Origin of the sequence: Streptomyces xantholiticus, from assembly GCF_014651015.1 — a bacterium.
In the GTDB taxonomy this organism is placed as follows: Bacteria; Actinomycetota; Actinomycetes; order Streptomycetales; family Streptomycetaceae; genus Streptomyces; species Streptomyces xantholiticus.
Map to the genome: position 1 here is coordinate 32,565 of NZ_BMWB01000027.1, position 18,576 is coordinate 51,140.

At 69.3% G+C, this 18,576-nt stretch carries 20 protein-coding genes and 2 pseudogenes; 12 read left to right on the top strand and 10 right to left on the bottom strand.

Features of this window, described 5'->3' with window-relative positions:
* Window positions 1–73: 73 nt before the first annotated feature.
* The 8 genes and pseudogenes from IE198_RS29380 (at window position 74) to IE198_RS29410 (ending at window position 5,692) form a co-directional block, all read left to right on the top strand.
* Window positions 74–691 (top strand): dihydrofolate reductase family protein, encoded by a 618-nt coding sequence (locus IE198_RS29380; RefSeq protein WP_189892042.1) that lies wholly within the window; start codon window positions 74–76, stop codon window positions 689–691.
* Between the two features lie 201 nt (window positions 692–892).
* Window positions 893–1,786, top strand: a complete 894-nt coding sequence (locus IE198_RS29385) for an RNA polymerase sigma-70 factor (RefSeq protein ID WP_189892044.1) — start codon at window positions 893–895, stop codon at window positions 1,784–1,786.
* Between the two features lie 46 nt (window positions 1,787–1,832).
* Complete coding sequence (locus IE198_RS29390; RefSeq protein WP_189892046.1) at window positions 1,833–2,609, top strand: SDR family oxidoreductase; 777 nt, start codon at window positions 1,833–1,835, stop codon at window positions 2,607–2,609.
* Between the two features lie 402 nt (window positions 2,610–3,011).
* Window positions 3,012–3,203, top strand: coding sequence for a hypothetical protein (locus IE198_RS29395; protein WP_189861201.1), 192 nt, complete (start codon window positions 3,012–3,014; stop codon window positions 3,201–3,203).
* Window positions 3,187–3,711, top strand: a complete 525-nt coding sequence (locus tag IE198_RS29400; protein WP_189892048.1) for a DUF6879 family protein — start codon at window positions 3,187–3,189, stop codon at window positions 3,709–3,711. The genes IE198_RS29395 and IE198_RS29400 overlap by 17 nt, the downstream gene beginning before the upstream one ends.
* Window positions 3,708–4,538 (top strand): helix-turn-helix domain-containing protein, encoded by an 831-nt coding sequence (locus tag IE198_RS29405; RefSeq protein ID WP_229834453.1) that lies wholly within the window; start codon window positions 3,708–3,710, stop codon window positions 4,536–4,538. The genes IE198_RS29400 and IE198_RS29405 overlap by 4 nt, the downstream gene beginning before the upstream one ends.
* A gap of 443 nt (window positions 4,539–4,981) precedes the next feature.
* A pseudogene (locus IE198_RS35690) lies at window positions 4,982–5,266 on the top strand (hypothetical protein); the annotation flags it as partial.
* A gap of 132 nt (window positions 5,267–5,398) precedes the next feature.
* Window positions 5,399–5,692 carry a tyrosine-type recombinase/integrase gene (locus IE198_RS29410; protein WP_268246510.1) on the top strand — a complete coding sequence of 98 codons (294 nt, stop codon included), beginning with the start codon at window positions 5,399–5,401 and terminating at the stop codon, window positions 5,690–5,692.
* Window positions 5,693–5,890: 198 nt separating this feature from the next.
* Here IE198_RS29410 and IE198_RS29415 read toward each other — a convergent pair whose 3' ends face one another.
* Window positions 5,891–7,048, bottom strand: coding sequence for an acyl-CoA dehydrogenase family protein (locus tag IE198_RS29415; RefSeq protein ID WP_189892053.1), 1,158 nt, complete (start codon window positions 7,046–7,048; stop codon window positions 5,891–5,893).
* Window positions 7,049–7,226: 178 nt separating this feature from the next.
* Between IE198_RS29415 and IE198_RS29420 the strand changes: the two genes are divergently transcribed.
* Together IE198_RS29420 and IE198_RS29425 are read left to right on the top strand one after the other, a co-directional pair.
* Entirely contained in the window at window positions 7,227–8,570 is a 1,344-nt protein-coding gene (locus IE198_RS29420; protein WP_189892055.1) for a UDP-glucose dehydrogenase family protein, read from the top strand.
* Between the two features lie 83 nt (window positions 8,571–8,653).
* Window positions 8,654–9,096 (top strand): annotated as a pseudogene (locus IE198_RS29425) (transposase family protein); the annotation flags it as partial.
* Window positions 9,097–9,108: 12 nt separating this feature from the next.
* On the opposite strand, the gene IE198_RS29430 reads toward IE198_RS29425, so the two are convergent.
* The 3 genes from IE198_RS29430 to IE198_RS29440 all read right to left on the bottom strand — a co-directional run bounded on the left by IE198_RS29430 (window position 9,109) and on the right by IE198_RS29440 (window position 11,011).
* Window positions 9,109–9,288, bottom strand: a complete 180-nt coding sequence (locus tag IE198_RS29430; RefSeq protein ID WP_189892057.1) for a hypothetical protein — start codon at window positions 9,286–9,288, stop codon at window positions 9,109–9,111.
* 55 nt (window positions 9,289–9,343) lie between these two features.
* Entirely contained in the window at window positions 9,344–10,084 is a 741-nt protein-coding gene (locus tag IE198_RS29435; protein WP_189892059.1) for an alpha/beta fold hydrolase, read from the bottom strand.
* A gap of 429 nt (window positions 10,085–10,513) precedes the next feature.
* Window positions 10,514–11,011 (bottom strand): CGNR zinc finger domain-containing protein, encoded by a 498-nt coding sequence (locus tag IE198_RS29440; RefSeq protein WP_189892061.1) that lies wholly within the window; start codon window positions 11,009–11,011, stop codon window positions 10,514–10,516.
* 86 nt (window positions 11,012–11,097) lie between these two features.
* On the opposite strand from IE198_RS29440, the gene IE198_RS29445 reads away from it, so the two are divergent.
* On the top strand, window positions 11,098–11,460 hold the full coding sequence (locus IE198_RS29445) for a VOC family protein (protein ID WP_189892063.1): 363 nt from the start codon (window positions 11,098–11,100) through the stop codon (window positions 11,458–11,460).
* A gap of 14 nt (window positions 11,461–11,474) precedes the next feature.
* Here the strand turns inward: IE198_RS29445 and IE198_RS29450 are convergent, their stop codons facing one another.
* The 4 genes from IE198_RS29450 to IE198_RS29465 form a co-directional block, all read right to left on the bottom strand.
* A complete protein-coding gene (locus tag IE198_RS29450; protein WP_189892064.1) occupies window positions 11,475–12,629 on the bottom strand; it encodes a membrane dipeptidase in 1,155 nt (384 codons plus the stop codon).
* Between the two features lie 120 nt (window positions 12,630–12,749).
* On the bottom strand, window positions 12,750–13,949 hold the full coding sequence (locus tag IE198_RS29455; protein WP_189892066.1) for a dipeptidase: 1,200 nt from the start codon (window positions 13,947–13,949) through the stop codon (window positions 12,750–12,752).
* 21 nt (window positions 13,950–13,970) lie between these two features.
* A complete protein-coding gene (gene purE, locus IE198_RS29460) occupies window positions 13,971–14,501 on the bottom strand; it encodes a 5-(carboxyamino)imidazole ribonucleotide mutase (RefSeq protein ID WP_189892132.1) in 531 nt (176 codons plus the stop codon).
* Between the two features lie 5 nt (window positions 14,502–14,506).
* The gene (locus IE198_RS29465) at window positions 14,507–15,646 is read right to left on the bottom strand and encodes a 5-(carboxyamino)imidazole ribonucleotide synthase (protein WP_189892068.1); all 1,140 of its coding nucleotides are present in this window, start codon (window positions 15,644–15,646) and stop codon (window positions 14,507–14,509) included.
* Between the two features lie 165 nt (window positions 15,647–15,811).
* Between IE198_RS29465 and IE198_RS29470 the strand changes: the two genes are divergently transcribed.
* Window positions 15,812–16,327: a GtrA family protein gene (locus tag IE198_RS29470; protein WP_189892071.1), complete on the top strand. Its 516-nt coding sequence runs from the start codon at window positions 15,812–15,814 to the stop codon at window positions 16,325–16,327.
* Between the two features lie 9 nt (window positions 16,328–16,336).
* Here the strand turns inward: IE198_RS29470 and IE198_RS29475 are convergent, their stop codons facing one another.
* Entirely contained in the window at window positions 16,337–17,602 is a 1,266-nt protein-coding gene (locus tag IE198_RS29475; protein ID WP_189892073.1) for a sensor histidine kinase, read from the bottom strand.
* Window positions 17,603–17,623: 21 nt separating this feature from the next.
* Entirely contained in the window at window positions 17,624–18,301 is a 678-nt protein-coding gene (locus tag IE198_RS29480) for a response regulator transcription factor (protein ID WP_100107454.1), read from the bottom strand.
* Window positions 18,302–18,576: the final 275 nt, after the last annotated feature.

Here is an 18,576-nt window from a genome sequence, read left to right on the forward strand (position 1 = left end):
ACGTCACCGATGAGTTCCGGCAGCCCACATCGTCTACTGGGACAAGAACCTACGACTTCTGTGGAGAGCGGACATGAGGAAGATCATCGCGCAGCTGTTCATCTCGGTCGACGGCGTTGTGGAGGCGCCGCACGAGTGGCACTTCCCCTACTTCAACGACCAGATGGGGGCCGCCGTCGACACCGCTCTCGGTGGAGCCGACACCTTGATCCTCGGCCGTAAGACCTACGACAGCTTCGCCGGCGCCTGGCCTGAGCGCGAGGCCGCCGGCGGCGAGGACGCCCCCTTCGCCAAGGCCCTCGGCGACGCCCGGAAGATCGTCGTCTCCCACCAGCAGCTCGAGTTCAACTGGCGGAACTCCGAGCAGCACAAGGGCGACCTGATCGGGGCCGTCACCGCGCTGAAGAACGAACCCGGCGACAGCCCGATCGGCATCAGCGGCTCGGTCTCCGTGGTCCGGCAGCTGCTGGCCGCGGGTCTGCTGGACGAGCTGAACCTGCTGGTGCACCCGATCGCCGTCCGTAAAGGTATGCGGCTCTTCGACGAGGGCGAGACATCGGTCCCGCTGAAGCTGCTCTCCTCCGAGGCCTTCGAGACGGGCGTCCTCAACCTCTTCTACGGCCCGGCCGAGCCGGCCGGCGAGGCGACGTACGACGACGCCAAGGCCCATCTGTCCGGGCCCGAGCAGTGACGGATCCCGGACCCGGCAAGGGACGGGGGCCGGATCGGCCGGGCCGGTTCCCGGGCGTGCGCGTCCCGAAGTCCGCCTACGCGGTGGGGTGAGGCCGAGCTGCGGGCCCCCGGGCCGTCGCCTCCTGAAGGCCCTGCTCGGCCGCCATCGCGGCGAGACGGCCCGATCGCGATCTTTGGTGATCTCATAGCGTAGGCGCTCATGGACAAGGCACAGCAGTTCGAGGAGCACCGACCGAGGCTGTTCTCGCTGGCGTACCGGATGCTCGGTTCGGCGGCGGAGGCGGAGGACGCCGTGCAGGACGCCTACCTGCGGTGGCACGGGGCCGAGCCCGGGCAGGTCAGCGCGCCGGGGCCGTGGCTGGCGAAGGTGCTCACGAATCTGTGCCTGAACCGGCTGACCTCGGCGCGGATGCGGCGGGTGGAGTACATGGGGCCCTGGCTGCCGGAGCCGGTGCGGACCGATGACGGGACGCTGGGGCCGATGGAGACGGCGGAGCAGCGCGAGGCGGTGTCGCTGGCGATGCTGGTACTGATGGAGCGTTTGACGCCGCCGGAGCGCGCGACGGTGGTGCTGCGGGACGCCTTCCGCTACAGCCACCGGGACATCGCCGGTGTGATCGGCTGCTCGGAGGCGAACGCGCGGCAGCTGTACCGCAGGGCGAAGCAGCACCTGACGGGCGGCCGGGAGAAACTCGTGTCGCCCCGGGAGTCGAGCAGCGGGCTGCTGACCCGGTTCCTGGACGCGGCGGCGCAGGGGTCGATGACGCAGTTGGAGGCGCTGCTCGCCGACGACGTGGTCGCCTGGTCGGACGGCGGCGGCAAGGTCTCTGCGGCGCGGCGGCCGGTCGTCGGCCGCGAGAAGGTGGCCCGGTTCCTGGCAGGCCTGGTCGCCCGGTTCGCGGCCGGGGTGCGGATGGAGATCGTCGAGGCGAACGGCAGCGCGGTGGTGCTCGGCCGAGAGGACGGCGCCCTGACCTCGTTGAGCGCCTTGGAGGCCGGCGAGGCGGGCATCATCGGGATCCGGATCGTCCGAAACCCGGACAAGCTCGCCTTCCTGGCCAGTCAGCTGCGGGAGCCGTCACAGAACGGCTGAGTCGTCGGTTCCTCATCAGTGACAGCGACACAAGAAGGGCTGACCGATGAAGAACGACGCGATCATGGTGACCGGTGCGACGGGCACACTCGGCCGCGAGGTGCTGGAACGGGTACGCCGCACGGGGCGGCCGGTGCGGGCGCTCAGCCGCAGGGCGGTGCTCCCGGACGACGCGGGAGTGGCCTGGTACACCGGTGACCTGGCGAAGGGAGTGGGACTGGACGAGGCGTTCGCCGGGGTCCGTACGATCATTCACTGCGCGACCGACATCCGGCACTTCAAGCGCGACATCCCGGCCTTCCACCATCTGCTGGAGTCCGCGAAGCGGGCCGGGGTCGAGCACGTCGTCAACGTCTCCATCGTCGGGACGGACCGGATCCCGTACCCCTACTACCGGATCAAGCTGGAAGGGGAGCGCCTGCTGGCGGCCTCGGGAATCGGCTGGACCAATCTGCGCGCGACGCAGTTCCCCGGGCTGCTGGACACCGTCTTCACCGTCCTGTCCAAGCTGCCCGTGTTCGTCGTGCCGACCCGTACCGTCTGCCAGCCCGTCGACCCCCGCGAAGTCGCGGACCGACTCGTCGAATTGGCGCTGGACGGGCCGGCCGGTCAGGTGCCGGACCTGGCCGGGCCGGCGGTGCACACGGTGGACCGGCTGGCCAGGACCTGGCTGCGGGCGGCGGGCAAGCGCCGCCTCGTCCTGCCGGTGTTCGTCCCGGGGAAGGCCGGCGCGGGGTTCCGTTCCGGGGCCCTGACCGCACCCGACCGGGCGGTGGGCAGGCGGACCTGGGAGGAGTACCTCGCCGAGAAGGTCACCCGCTGACGTCGACGCACCTGCGAACACCACGGCCCCCGGCGTGACGCCGGGGGCCGTGGTGTTCGCACGGCGAAGCCGTCCCGCTAGGGCAGGTTCCGCGCCATGACTATCCGCTGGACCTGGTTCGTTCCCTCGTAGATCTGCGTGCTTCACCGGTCATACGTCGCTGACCTGCACGGACACCCCTCTTGGTAGAGCCCTCCCCAGCATTTCCCCGTGATCGTCAGGAGTCCACCCAGGTCGGCGGGGTACTGGCGGCAGCCTCCCCGACCAGTCGGAGGAGCGGCAGGCTCCGGGGGGTTTCGCGGTTTCCCGTTCCGTCAACCGTGATCGCTTGACCCGCGCGCCCTGGCCTCGGGAGCATCAACCCAGCGGGGTACTGGCAGCACGGGAGAGGGAACCCAGACCATGAAGGTCACCAAGCTGGTCAGCACGTGCGACATCAAAGACTGCCCGACGATCTACGCAACGGATCGCGGCACGCTCTTGGTCCAGGGGGAGACTCCGACCGACCACGGGCTTCGGATTCCCGCTCACGAAACCCTGGTCGAGATCCCGATGGAACTGATCCAGAAGGCCATCCGTGACAACCTCATCTAGGACCCTCGGCGACCTCTTCGACACGTTCCAGCGTGAGGCGTTCCGGCTCGAAACCCTCGACGACTACAGCAAGTCGGGGAACGTCGATGCCTATCACGCGTTCCTGGCCGGGGAGCCGCAGCCGGACGACTACAACGCGGGCTGGGTCGAAGAACTCCGCTCACACACCGGAAAAGGGAAACGGGTCTACCGGGTTCACATTCTGCGCCGCCCGCTCACGGACTATCTTAGGTTCGAACTCGGGTGGGGGTACCAGAAGAACATGTCCGGGGGTGAGGAGTTCTTCATTCTGGACATCACCGACAGGCCGAACCCCCTGCAGAACGTACCTGACTTCTGGCTCTTCGACTCCGAGTTCGTGGCCGTGATGAACTACGACGGCGCCGGAAAGTACCTGGGCCCGGAAGTCCTGTCATCGGAACGAGCGGCGGAATTCGCCGGGCACCGTGACGCGGCACTCACCCACGCGGAGCCGTTCACGGAATGGTGGGCCAAGTACGGGGCGTGAACAGAGCACAGCTCGGTGCCGCGCTGCGGGCCCTGCGAGTAGCTTCCGGCAAGGAGGCCAAAGCGGTGGCCCGCAGCGCCCTCATGTCTCCGTCCAAGCTGTCCAAGATTGAAAACGCGAAGCTCGCGGCCGGCGCGACGGACGTAGAGCGCATCCTGACCGCCATCGGCGTCTCGGATGAGGTCAAGGCGGAGTACACCGAGGCTGCGCGGGCATCGGCAACCGAGGCAACGGCGTGGCGCCTGCTGAAACGCATCGGAGTCCACAAGGGCCAGCAAGCCGCCAAGGCCCTTGAAGCCCAGATGTCCACGCTCCGGCTGTTCCAACCGGCCCTGGTGCCCGGCTTGCTCCAGACGCCGGAATACATCCGTGCCATTCTCCAACGGCACGAGCTGAGTGAAGACTCTCTCACCCGGACCATCAACGGCAGGCTTGAACGTCAAGCGGTCCTCTACGACAACACCAAGTCGCTACGGTTCATAATCACAGAGCCTGTCCTACGGTGGCGCATTGTCCCGCCGCAGATGATGGCGGAACAACTTGACCGAATTGTTTCCATTTCTCGCCTATCCCATGTGGACATTCACATAATCCCACTTGGGATTCAGCAGCGCGACATTGCGAATCATGCGTTCGTCATCCGCGACAACCGAATGGTCACGGTTGAGACCGTCCACGCTGAAGTAGTCGTGACGGATCCAAGGGACGTAGGCCTCTACGTCGAGAAGTTCGAGGGATTCGAACGGGTGGCAGTGTCCGGTGACGAAATGCGGAGTCTGGTCGAAGGTATCCGCAACGACTTTTTGCGGGAACAGGAAACAGGCTAGAGCCACATCCATGGACCGCCGAAGATGGCGCCATGGAGAGCGAAGAGAGAACTTCCAAGCCTGGAACCCACACATTGGGGACCTGCTTGTCCGAGACCCCTTGCGAGCCGTCGGCCAAACCCGGTTGCTCCGAGTGCCTGTCCATATCGGTAGCCCGCGAGAACGCCCGCTCCACGTTCGACTACAGCGCCGTATCCGACGCCAATGTGCGGATGCGCCAGCACCACGCAGCGTCGCACGCGTCATGAGCAAGGGAATGGGCTCCAGGCTCTTCGCCGACCGACCCCTGATGACCATGCGGGTCTCTCGCGACTCAGGGCAGACCTGGGGGCCGGAGCAGGCCGTGGCCACGACGGACGGTCTTCCGCCCCTACTCACAAGCGCTTGGCCGCCGTGCGAGTGCTGGCGATGCACGGAACGCGGCCAAGGTTCCAGGCGCTGAACTCATCAAGCCGCGTTCATTGGTTCGTGGCACATGGGAAGAGGCAAAGGAAGCAGCGGCATGGCTCGGGGAACAGTTGGCCGAGTACTCGCACCGGTTCGCCTCCGAGCGAGACCGGGACACCACCCACCTGACCATGCGCGTCTACTCCGCTGCTGAGCGGCTGGACTCGGGGGCTGATGTGTCGCTCGGCTTCTACATTGAACGCCCCTCGTATCTGTCCCTGGCAGTCGCGGCGTGTTCCCCGAATCGCTCTAAACCTGAACTGGCGTGCCCTGCCCGGTAGTCGAAGCAACAAAGAAGCCCCGGCCAGTGGCCGGGGCTGTTCCTTTGGTTGGTTAGAGCAGTGCGCGGAAGGGGTTGGCATGGGTGACTGGTTCCGGCCGCTTCACTGGCTCGGGGGCAGGTGCCTGCTCAGGTGCAGGGCGGTAGGCGTCCAGACGGACGACCTTGGTCCCGATGCATTGCCGGACAAGGGCGGGTGTCCTACTGCAAGGCGCACTCGCTCCGGCACTACTACGGGTCCCGGCTCCTCTACGCCGGAGTCCCCGAGAACGACGTTGCCGACTGGATGGGTCATAGCAGCACGGACGTGCTCAGGGAGCACTACCACGACATCTTCGAAGGGGCAGAGCAGCGCGGCCGGGCAGCCATCGCAACCATGCTGACGCCCGGCGCGGACGAGCCCACGGAGGCGTCAGAGGTCGCCTGATCCACGTACGACAACAGCCCCCGGCGAAATGCCAGGGGCTGTGTTGTTTGTGCTGGTCAGCGGGCATTTCCGGGGCGCTGGCTCCCCAGGATTCCCCAGCATGACACCCAGAAACGGCCTTGATCAGGCCGCAACGGGCAGGAAGCCCGAGAGCGGCCCTCCGGCCCCTCAAAACGCTCCTGACCTGCAAAAACCCTGCTAGGGAAGGTTCCTTGCCATGACTATCCGCTGGACCTGATTCGTGCCTTCATAAATCTGCGTGATCTTGGCGTCGCGCATCATGCGCTCCACCGGGTAATCGCGGGTGTAGCCGTAGCCGCCCAGGAGCTGGACCGCGTCCGTCGTGACCTCCATCGCCACGTCCGAGGCGAAGCACTTGGCGGCCGCGCCCTGGAAGGTGAGGTCGGCGTCGCCGCGCTCCGACTTCGCCGCGGCCGCGTAGGTGAGCTGGCGGGCGGCCTCGATCTTCATGGCCATGTCCGCGAGCATGAACTGGATGCCCTGGAAGTCGGCGATCGGCTTGCCGAACTGCCTGCGCTCGTGGACGTAGCCCTTGGCGTAGTCGAGGGCGCCCTGGGCGATGCCGAGGGCCTGGGCGGCGATGGTGATGCGGGTGTGGTCCAGCGTCTTCATCGCGGTGGCGAAGCCGGTGCCCTCCGCGCCGATCATGCGGTCGGCGGGGATACGGACGTTGTCGAGGTAGACCTCGCGGGTCGGGGAACCCTTGATGCCGAGCTTCTTCTCCGGGGCGCCGAAGGAGACGCCCTCGTCCGACTTCTCGACGACGAAGGCGCTGATGCCCCTGGAGCGCATCGAAGGGTCGGTGACGGCCATGACCGTGTAGTACTCGGAGACGCCGGCATTGGTGATCCAGCGCTTCACGCCGTTGAGGACGTAGAAGTCGCCGTCACGGACGGCCTTCGTCTTCATGCCGGCCGCGTCGGAGCCCGCGTCGGGCTCGGAGAGGCAGTACGAGAACATCGCGTCGCCCTTGGCGAGCGGCCCCATGTACTTCCTCTTCAGCTCCTCCGAGCCGGAGAGAAGGACCGGGAGCGAGCCGAGCTTGTTCACGGCCGGAATCAGGGAGGACGACGCGCAGACGCGGGCCACCTCCTCGATCACGATGACCGCGGCGAGCGCGTCGGCGCCGGCACCGCCGTACGTCTCCGGGACGTGCACGGCGTGCAGGTCGGAAGAGATCAGGGCGTCGAGCGCCTCCTGCGGGAAGCGGGCCTCCTCGTCCACCGCGGCGGCGAACGGCGCGATCTTCGCCTCGGCGAGAGAGCGGACGGTCTCGCGGAGCATGTCGTGCTCCTCGGCCAGGCGGTACAGGTCGAAATCAGCGGTTCCCGCCAACGTCTCTCACTCCCCAAGATGTTAACTACCGTTAAGTATTTCAATTTTAGACGCCCGCTTCGCGCCAGGCATACGTGAGCTTGGCGACAGCCGCCCCGCCATGGACCGAACCTTCCCTCACGACGGCCCCGGATATGCTCGGGCGCGCACCTCTCCCGCGTCAGTACTGGAGCACCGCATGGCCCTCAAGATCACCGTGATCGGCACCGGATACCTCGGCGCCACACACGCCGCGGCCATGGCGGAGCTGGGCTTCGAGGTCCTGGGGCTCGACGTGGTGCCCGAGAAGATCGAGATGCTCGCGGCGGGCAAGGTCCCCATGTACGAGCCCGGTCTCGAGGAACTGCTGCGGCTGCACGTCGCCGGGATCGAGGGCTCCAGCGGCCGGTTGCGCTTCACCACCTCCTACGAGGAGGCGGCCGATTTCGGCGACATCCACTTCGTCTGTGTGAACACGCCGCAGAAGCACGGCGAGTACGCGTGCGACATGAGCCATGTCGACGCCGCCTTCGCATCGCTGGCGCCGCACCTCAAGCGCCCGGCGCTCGTCGTCGGCAAGTCGACCGTGCCGGTCGGCTCCGCGGAGCGGCTCGCCCGGCTGCTCGAGGAGAAGGCCCCGGCGGGGCCGGACGTCGAGCTGGCCTGGAACCCGGAGTTCCTGCGCGAGGGCTTCGCCGTCGACGACACGCTGCACCCGGACCGGATCGTGGTGGGGGTGCGGAGCGAGCGCGCGGAGAAGCTGCTGCGTGAGGTGTACACGACGCCGGTCGGAGAAGGCGCGCCGTTCGTGGTGACCGACTTCCCGACGGCGGAACTGGTGAAGACCGCGGCGAACTCGTTCCTGGCCACGAAGATCTCCTTCATCAACGCGATGGCCGAGGTGTGCGAGGCCGCCGGCGGCGATGTGGTGAAGCTTGCGGAGGCGATCGGCCACGACGAGCGGATCGGCGCGAAATTCCTCCGGGCCGGTGTCGGCTTCGGTGGCGGCTGCCTGCCCAAGGACATCCGCGCGTTCATGGCACGCGCCGGTGAGCTGGGGGCGGACCAGGCGCTGACCTTCCTGCGCGAGGTCGACTCGATCAACATGCGGCGCCGCGGACACATGGTGGAGCTGGCGCGGGAGGCCGTGGGCGGCACGTCGTTCCTGGGGAAGCGGGTCGCGGTGCTGGGCGCGACGTTCAAGCCGGACTCGGACGACGTCCGGGACTCACCGGCGCTGAACGTCGCCGGACAGATCCACCTCCAGGGCGGCCAGGTCACGGTCTACGACCCCAAGGGCATGGAGAACGCGCGCCGGCTGTTCCCGACGCTCGGCTATGCGGACACCGCCCTGGAGGCGGTGCGGGGCGCGGACGTGGTGCTGCATCTGACGGAGTGGCGTGAGTTCCGCCAGCTGGATCCGGCGGAGCTGAAGGAGGCCGTGGCCTCGCCGATCATCCTCGACGGGCGCAATGCGCTCGACTCGGGGGCATGGCGGGGGGCGGGCTGGACGTACCGGGCGATGGGGCGGCCGCGGGCCTAGGGCCGTCCGGCGGATCATGTGACCGTCCGGTGATGGGATCGTTGTTCTGGTAGCGAGGCGCACCCGCGGCTTGCTGAGGATCAACGCCTCGGCAGCACCGCCCCGACGAAGGACTCGCACGCTCCCGCGGCGGTCTGACCTGCAAAATCCACCTCGCGGGCGAAGGCTGACCTCGACCGCCGGCCCTGCTGATCACACCCGGCCAGTGGGTCGACAGCCCACAGATGATCCCAGTGGCGATAAGGCCTACAGCACCCGCCGGAACCGGCGTTACCTGCGTAGCCGCCAGATCAAGCACACCATCCCCGAACCAACGGATCAGCGTGCCGACCGCCGGCGCCGGGGCAGCCGAGGCGCTCGGCCCGCCAGCTTCGAGAAGGAGACGTGCAAGCGGCGCAACGAGGTCGAGCGCACGATCAACCAGCTCAAGCACTCAAGGGCCGTGGCGACGCGCTACGACAAGCGCGCATTCGTCTTCCACGGGACCGTGACCCCAGCCGCGATCCGCCTCTGGCCCAGGAACTGACCGGGGCCCGGCTCAGACGCGGTCGATCGCCGCCTGGATCGCGGCACCGGAGAAGTCGATGACCTCCGCAGCCATTCGAAGATCCCCCGGCAGGTCGTCCAACCGTCCGCCCTCGAGGATCAGGGCGACACCCTCCTGAAACACGACCGTGGCCCCGAGCCGGCGCGTCAACCGGGCGATCACGTCGAGCACCGCCCCCGCTGAAGTGGGTGACCCATACGGTCACCAGCCCCTGGCCGGCGGACGGTCAGCCCTCGTACAGGCCGAGGCCCTCGCCGGCCGTCGCGCGCACCAGGACGTCGGCCAGCTCCACCGGGGTCGAGAGCATCGGGTAGTGGCCGGTGGCCAGTTCGAAGAAGGTGACTCCGGGCTCGGCGAGCTTGGCGAACCGCGGCTGGCCGGTGCCGTGCAGCGTGCGGGCGAACTCCAGGCTGAGGCCGTTCGCGAGGCAGAACACCCCGGTGGTCGGGAGCTTGAGCCAGGCGCCGGTCAGCTCGATCGGCTCCGTGACGGTCCGGACCGGGTGCGGGGTGGCCAGGCGGTGGTAGCGCTCCAGCTCCGCCGGCGGGACGGCATGCACCGCCGGGATCTCCTCGGGCACCGGGATGACGCCGCCGAGGGCGCGGTCCAGCAGGCCGAGCTGCGGCATCTGCGCCACCACCGACTCACCCGGCTCCGGGAAGCCGGTGTCCACGAACACCACCCGGGCGACCTGTCCGGGGTGCCGGTCGGCCGCCGCGAGGGCGGGGAAGATGCCGTAGCTGTGCGCCACCAGCACAATCCCCGGGCCCTCCGCGTCGAGCAGCGCCGCCACGGCGTCGGTGTGCTCGCCCAGCCCGACGCCGGCGGGGTCCTCCCCCGCCCGCTCGGCCATGCCGGGCAAGGTGACCGGAAGCGCCCGGTGCCCTTGCGTGGTCAGCTCGGCGGCCACCGCCTCCCAGGCCCAGCCACCCATGAAAAGCCCCGGGACCAGCAGAAACGTCGTCATGACAGACCTCTTTCGATGCATCGTGTGTGCGGTCGGTCAGGACGGTAGGACCTCCCCCTGGGGGAGATTCCAGCCGTTTCCGGCGGCGGGCTCGGCAAGATCCGCCGGACAGACCGCAGTCGTCGCGACCGGGCCGGTAGGGCTGACGCCCCACGGACCCCGGAACGGCAGCTCCGCGCCGCAGGCGCAACGGGGCGGGCTGCGGCAGGACGGCGGGCTCGTGCCGCCACGGACCCGGCGGGAGCTTCGCGGCGCAGGCGCGAGCGGGCGGGGCTGCGGCAGGACCGCGAGCTCGCGCCGCACACGCACGAGAGCGAGGGCGGGCGGAACGGCGCGCTCGCGCCGCAGGCGCCAAGAGGGCCCGCGCGGCGGTAGCGGGCACCCACCGCACGCCGCCCGGCGGGCGCAGCCCATGTGGGTGGCGCAGCGTCAGGGCGTATGGCGGGCGCGGTAGGTGCGCATTTTGGTGCGGGCGCCGCAGACGGACATGGAGCACCAGCGGCTGCGGCGCGCGGGGCTGCGGTCGTAGTACGCCCAGTGGCAGTCCGCCGCCTGGCACGCCTTGAGACGGGTCCAGGTGCCGTCGGCCGTGGCGGCGGCGATGGCTTCGGCGACGCGGGCGAGAAGCGTGTGCGGGCCGGTGGCGCGGACCGTGGCCGAGCCGTCGGGGGCGATGGCCACGCGCAGCGGGGCGTCGGCGAGGAGCGCGTCGAGCTCGGTCGACGTGCCGTGGCCGGCGTGTGCCAGGCAGGCGGCGCGAAGCGCCTCCCTGAGGTCGCGCGCGGCAGGGAGGTCGGGCGGGGTGAGCGCGAAGCGCTCACGGGCATCCGGCGTGTCCAGGGAGTCCACGCCGGTCTCGATGTTCAGCGTGTTGACCAGTGCCTCGATCAGCGCGAGGCCCCCGGGTGCGGGCGCCCTGTCATTCATGCTTGCGACGTTACCTGTTATGCGGGAGCATGCGGTAACCGCGTTACCGGTTGAGAGGGGATACCGGTAACCAACGAGGAGGAAGCATGAGCATCGGCAAAGTCGGAGCCGTCGTACTGGACTGTCCCGAGCCCGTCGCCCTCGCCCGCTTCTACGCCGAGCTCGTCGGCGGGACGGTCGAGGACGACGGCGAGGGTTGGGTGAATCTCAAAGGGGCGGACGGTGCGGAGCTCGCGTTCCAGGCGGCGCCCGGGTTCGTACCGCCGAGCTGGCCGTCGGCCGAGAAGTCCCAGCAGTTCCATGTGGATGTGATGGTCGAGGACCTGGATGCCGCGGAGGCCGAGGTGCTCGCGCTGGGGGCACGCGTGCTCGACACGGAGGACCGCAAGCGGTCGTTCCGGGTGTACGCGGACCCGGCGGGGCATCCGTTCTGTCTTTGCGCCTCCTGAGCGGGCCGCCCGCGTCAGAGGTCCAGCGCGCCGATCGTCACCCGTGAGGGCGCCCGGCGCGGCCGGGCGGCGCGGGCGGCGAACTCGGTGCCGCGCAGCACCCGGGCCACGTTCGACCAGGTCAGGTTGGTGATATCCGATTCGGGCCAGCCTCGTTCGAGGAGCTCGGCGATCATCCGTGGCATACAGGAGACGTCCTGCAGCCCGGCCGCGTGCGCGGCGCCCGTGTCGTGGGCGCCGCTGAGCGCGACGGACCCGGGCCCGGCGATCTCGCGGATGCGGTCCAGTCGGTCGGCGGTCTCGGCGAGCGTGCCGGGCGTGCACATCACCATGCAGACGCCGTTGTTCGTCCGCAGCCCACGCAGTACGTCGTCGGGCAGCGGCTCGACCTGGTGCGAGAGGAGCACCGGGGCCCTGGTGACGCCGAAGGTGCGGCGCATGGTGTCGGGCGAGCAGCCGGAGAGGTCCACGAGGACGCCGAGCCGGTTCATCTCGCGGACCATCTCATGGCCGAAGGGCGTGAGACCGCTGTTCCGCGTCCAGCGGCTGCCCGCGAGGGACACGCTGCGGACGCCGAGTGTGTACATGGCGCGCAGGGCGGCGAGCGAGTCGCCGAGCGCCGGGCCCGCCATCGGGCCGAGGAGTACGGAGATCCGCCCGCAGTTGCGGGTGTCGACGACGTCGTCGGCGCTGAGTGCGAGCCGTAGGCCCTCGGGGCACACGGCCACCGTGGCCCGTACCAGGTCGATCAGTTCCAGCGTCGCGCCGAGCGAGGGGGCGTCGGCCCTGTCGGCGGTTTCCTGAAGGGACCAGAACTGCGCGCCGATCCCGCCCCGCCGCAGCCGGGGGACGTCGGTCTCCAGCAGGCTCTCGCCGGCTTCGAGGTCGTACCAGTGCATGCTCCGCAGCACGGGAGCGAGACCGTTGTAACCGTCGATCAGCGGATGGCTGCGCAGGAGCTCCTTGGCACGGGCGAGCGGCTCGACAGGAGGGATCGCGGGGGCCGCGGGCTCCGGATCCGGCGGCGGCTCCGTCGCGGCGGCCGCGAGCTCCGGGTCGGGCGGCGGCTCCGTCGCGGCGGCCGCGAGCGCGTCGAGGTCGTCGTCGAGGTCGTCGAGGTCGCCCAGGTCGACGGTGGTGACGGGCGAGGCGTTCTGCGGATCTGCCATGTGCTGCTCCGGTTCGCCGACATGTGCCGTTACGCCAACCGTGGCACGGGAGCAGAGGGGGGTCTCGGCGGGTGGGGCGTTCGGGGTACGCGGCCAGGGAGCCGCGTACCCCGGGGCGGCTCAGACCGTGTCGAGCTCGCCGATCGTCACGTTGGACGGGCCGCGGGTGGTCTGCAGGTCGGCGGCCACGTCCTCGGCGGCCCGCAGCGCACGGACCGCGTTCTGCCAGGTCAGCTTCGCCAGGTCGGCATCCGACCAGCCGCGGCGCAGCAGCTCCGCGATCAGGTTCGGGTAACCGGCGACGTCCTCCAGGCCGGCCGGGGTGAAGGCCGTCCCGTCGAAGTCGCCGCCGATGCCGATGTGGTCGATGCCGGCGACCTCGCGCATGTGGTCGAGGTGGTCGGCGACCGTTGCGGCGGTGGGGACCGGCCGTGGGTTCGCCGCCTCGAACGCCTCGTGGATCTTCATCGCCTCGGCCGTGGTGTCCAGATGGTGCAGGCCGTGGGCGCGCATGTTCTCGTCCGCGGCGTGGGTCCACTCGACGGCCGCGGGGAGGATGAACTTCGGCACGAACGTCGCCATGGCCACGCCGCCGTTGGCGGGCAGCAGGGCCAGCACGTCGTCGGGGATGTTGCGCGGGTGGTCGCAGACCGCCCGCGACGACGAGTGCGAGAAGATCACCGGCGCGACGGAGGTGGCGAGCGCATGGCGCATCGTCGTCTCCGCGACGTGCGAGAGGTCGACGAGCATGCCGATGCGGTTCATCTCGCGGACGACCTCGTGACCGAAGGCCGAGAGGCCGCCGACGCGGGGCTCGTCGGTCGCGGAGTCCGCCCAGGCGATGTTGTCGTTGTGCGTGAGCGTCATGTAGCGCACGCCCAGGGCGTAGAGGGCGCGCAGGGTGGCGAGCGAGTTGTTGATGGAGTGGCCGCCCTCGGCACCCATGAGCGAGGCGATCCTGCCCTCGTCGCGGGCGATCTCCATGTCCTCCGCGCTCAGGGCGCGCGCCAGGTCGGCGGGGTAGCGCTCGAGGAGCTGGTCGACGATGTCGATCTGTTCCAGGGTCGCGCTCACCGCCGTGTCGCCCGCCATGTCGCTGCGGACGTAGACGGACCAGAACTGGGCACCGACACCGCCGCTGCGCAGCCGCGGGATGTCGGTGTGCAGCCGGCCCTTCTGGTCCGCCCCGATGTCCATGCGGTCGAGGTCGTACCGGACGTGCTCCCGCAGCGCCCATGGCAGGTCGTTGTGGCCGTCGACGACGGGGTGGGCGGCGAGCAGCTCGCGGGCCCGCTGGAGATGATCCGTGGGGGTGTCCATTGACTCTTACTTCCCGGCGCCCTACTTCCCGAAGCCGAAGGACTCCGCACCCGCGACCTTGGCGCGCAGCCGCTTCCCCTTCTCGGTGGCCTGGTCGTTCAGCTCCTGCTGGAACTCCGTCATACGGGCGAACAGCTCGGCGTCCTGCGTGGCGAGGATCCGGGCGGCCAGCAGCCCGGCGTTGCGCGCGCCGCCGACGGAGACGGTGGCGACGGGCACGCCGGCCGGCATCTGCACGATGGACAGCAGGGAGTCCATGCCGTCGAGGTACTTCAGGGGGACCGGGACGCCGATGACCGGCAGCGGCGTGACGGAGGCGAGCATGCCCGGCAGGTGGGCCGCTCCCCCGGCGCCAGCGATGATCGCCTTGAGGCCGCGGTCCGCGGCCCCCTCGCCGTACGCCACCATCTCGCGCGGCATACGGTGCGCGGAGACCACGTCGACCTCGTACGCGATCTCGAACTCGTCGAGCGCCTGTGCGGCCGCCTCCATGACGGGCCAGTCCGAGTCGGACCCCATGACGATGCCGACGACCGGGCTCGTGCTGTTCATGTTGCTCACTCGGCGATCGTCCCTCGGAGGTAGCCGGCGGCGTGGCGGGCGCGTTCGAGTGCGTCGGCCAGGTCGTCGCCGTATGTGTTGACGTGCCCCACCTTGCGGCCGGGCTTCACGTCCTTGCCATACATATGGATCTTGAGCTGCGGGTCCCTGGCCATGCAGTGCAGATAAGCCGCATACATGTCCGGGTAGTCGCCGCCCAGAACATTGCACATGACAGTCCACCTTGCACGCGGGCGGGGATCGCCCAGCGGCAGGTCCAGCACGGCACGGACGTGATTGGCGAACTGCGAGGTGACCGCGCCGTCCTGGGTCCAGTGGCCGGAGTTGTGGGGGCGCATCGCGAGTTCGTTGACGAGGATGCGGCCGTCGGTCGTCTCGAACAGCTCGACGGCGAGATGGCCGACGACACCGAGCTCCTTGGCGATGCGCAGCGCGAGCTCCTGCGCCTGGCCCGCCAGATCGGGGTCGAGATCCGGCGCGGGCGCGATCACGGTGTCGCAGACACCGTCGACCTGCCGCGACTCGACGACGGGGTAGGCGACGGCCTGGCCGTGCGGGGAGCGGACGATGTTCGCCGCGAGCTCGCGCCGGAAGTCGACCTTCTCCTCCGCGAGGACCTGGACGCCCGCCTTGAAGGGGTCCGCCGCGTCGTCTTCGCTGCGGACGAACCAGACGCCCTTGCCGTCGTAGCCGCCCTGGACCGTCTTCAGGATGACCGGGAAGCCCCCGACCTCCTCGGCGAACGCCGCCGCGTCGGCCGGGTCGGCCACGATGCGGTGGCGCGGGCAGGGGACGCCGATCTCCATGAGCTTGGCGCGCATCACACCCTTGTTCTGGGCGTGCACCAGGGCGTCGGGCCCGGGCCGGACGTTGATGCCCTGCGCCTCCAGGGCGCGCAGGTGCTCGTACGGCACATGCTCGTGGTCGAAAGTGATCACGTCACAGCCGCGCGCGAACTCGAGGAGCGTGTCCAGGTCGCGATGGTCGCCGACGACGACATCGCTCACCACCTGGGCCGCGGAGTCCTGAGGGGTGTCACTGAGGAGCTTGAACTTCAGGCCGAGGGGGATACCCGCCTCATGGGTCATGCGGGCGAGCTGACCGCCGCCGACCATGCCGACTACCGGGAACGTCACTCTCCTAGGGTATCCGCCCAGTCGGCGGGCCCTTGCTTCCGTATGTTCCGACAATCCTCCGCACCATGCGTCCCGCCGTTCTCATCGCCCACAGGCAGCGCAGAGAGCCGCTGGTTAGCATGACGGAGACGACACATGCCGATCTGATGAGGCTGGGCTCTCACTATGAGTGAACGAGGCGGAAGGCTGCGCGGGCAGCTGCACCAGCTCATCCGGGAGGTGGCCAAGTTCGGCGCGGTCGGCGGGGCGGGGCTGCTGGTCAATCTCGCGGTCTTCAATCTCGTACGGCACCTCACCGAGATCCCGGTCGTACGGGCCTCGATCCTGGCCACGATCGTGGCGATCGCCTTCAACTACGTGGGCTTCCGCTACTTCACCTACCGGGATCGCGACAAGAGCGGCCGCACCCGTGAGCTGACACTGTTCCTGCTGTTCAGCGCCGTCGGCCTGGTGATCGAGAACGGTGTCCTCTACACGGCCACGTACGGCTTCGGCTGGGACACCCCGCTGCAGAGCAACATCTTCAAGTTCCTCGGGATCGGCGTCGCGACGCTGTTCCGGTTCTGGTCGTACCGCACCTGGGTGTTCCGGGCGCTGCCCGCGCGGGACGTCGCGCAGAACGCCGCATCGGTCCTCGAGCAGCGCCGGCCGGAGCCGGTGCGGGACCGCGTCGGCCGCTGACACCGGGGATCATCTGACCGTCGGCTTCTCGTCCTTGCGTTTCTTGGCCACCCGGCTCAGGAAGAGCGCGAAGACCGGCGGATGCAGCTGGAGCAGTTCCAGCCGGCCGCCGTCCGCCTCCGCCAGGTCCCGCGCGACCGCCAGTCCGATGCCGGTCGAGTTGCGGCCGCTGATGGCCCGCTCGAAGATCCGCGCCCCGAGATCGGCCGACACGCCGGGCCCTTCGTCCGTCACCTCCACCACCGCCTGGTTGCCGGTGACCCTGGTGCGCACGGCGATGGTGCCGCCGCCGTGCATGAGCGAGTTCTCGATCAGCGCCGCGAGCACCTGGGCCACCGCGCCGGGCGTGCCGACCGCCCGCATCCCCTGACGGCCCGAGCAGACGATGGCCCGGCCGGCGCTCCGGCAGACCGGGCGCCACTCCTCGAGCTGCTGCTTGACCACCTCGTCCAGGTCGAACACGACGGCAGAGCCGGTTCGCGGGTCGCGCGAGTTCGTCAACAGCCGCTGGACGACGTCCGTGAGCCGTTCCACCTGGGTGAGGGCGATACTCGCCTCCTCCTTCACGGTCTCCAGGTCCTCGGTGACCGTGATCTCCTCCAGCCGCATGGACAGCGCGGTCAGCGGCGTACGGAGCTGGTGCGAGGCGTCCGCCGCAAGCCGCCGCTCCGCGGTCAGCATCCGGGCGATCCGCTCGGCGCTGGCGTCGAGCACATCGGCGACCCGGTCCAGCTCGGGCACGCCGTATCGGCGGTGGCGGGGCCGCGGGTCGCCGGAGCCCAGTCGTTCCGCGGTCTCCGCGAGGTCGGTGAGCGGTGAGCCGAGCCGGTTGGCCTGCCGTACGGCGAGCAGCACGGCCGCGACGACGGCGAGCAGCGCGACCGCGCCGATGATCAGCAGGGACCGGCCCACCTCGCGGGTCACCGACGAGTGGGACTCCTCCACGGTGACCGTGATGTTCGGCTCGCCCTCCGCCGTGCCGCGGATGACGCTGCCGGAGGGCGGCTCACCGATCTCGATGGGGCCCCGGCCGGGAATGCGGATCACGGCGTGGCGGGTGATGTCTCCCTGCTCGGCGAGGATGTCCGGGTTGACCGGCTCGCCACCGACAAGCCGGCTCTCGACGATGCTGACCAGGCGCAGGGCGTCGGAGTCCACGCTCTCCTGGGCGCTGCTGGTGATGGTGCGGGTCTCGACGAGCACGAGGGACACGCCGAAGACGGCGATGACGACGAGAACCACGGCGAGCGTGGAAGTGATCAGACGGCGGCGCATGGTGCCCGGGTTTCCTGGGTGTCAGGACTTCTCGAAGCGGAAGCCGACGCCGCGGACGGTGGCGATGTAGCGGGGGTTCGCGGCGTCGTCGCCGAGCTTCTTGCGCAGCCAGGAGATGTGCATGTCGAGGGTCTTGGTGGACGACCACCAGGTGGTGTCCCAGACCTCGCGCATCAGCTGCTCACGGGTGACGACCCGGCCGGCGTCCCTCACCAGGACGCGCAACAGGTCGAACTCCTTCGCCGTCAGCTGCAGTTCCTCGTCACCCATCCAGGCACGGTGCGACTCGACGTCGATCCGGACGCCGTGCGTGGCGGGCGCCGGGGTGGGCTCGGTGGCGCCGCGCCGCAGCAGGGCCCGGACCCGGGCCAGCAGTTCGGCGAGGCGGAACGGCTTGGTGACGTAGTCGTCGGCGCCCGCGTCGAGACCGACAACGGTGTCCACCTCGTCGGCTCGTGCGGTGAGCACCAGGATCGGGATCGTGTGCCCCTCGGCGCGCAGCCGGCGGGCGACCTCCAGACCGTCCATGTCGGGCAGCCCGAGATCCAGCACGACCAGATCCACACCGCCCGCCAGTCCCGCGTCGAGCGCGGTCGGGCCGTCCTCGCGTACCTCCACCTCGTATCCCTCCCGGCGCAGGGCGCGGGCCAGCGGTTCCGAGATGGATGCGTCGTCCTCGGCGAGCAGTACACGGGTCATGGGGTGATGGTAGTCCGCGGGGGGCCGCCCTCGTGGCTTGATCGTGAGGGCTTGCAGCTGTGGGATGGGATCCTGAGGAGCACCTTCGATTCAGGTGATACTGCCCCCTATTCACCTGTGATCCGAACCTCAAGTCCCTTCATATGCCGCACTGTCATGGCGTATGGTGGCGAGACGCCTGTAGTACAACTCAGGGACCTTTGGCTGCCATGCGCACCAGAGGTCTCTTTTCTGTGCAAAGGTCGGCTCGGTACCGCTCCATCCGTTTCGAGCCC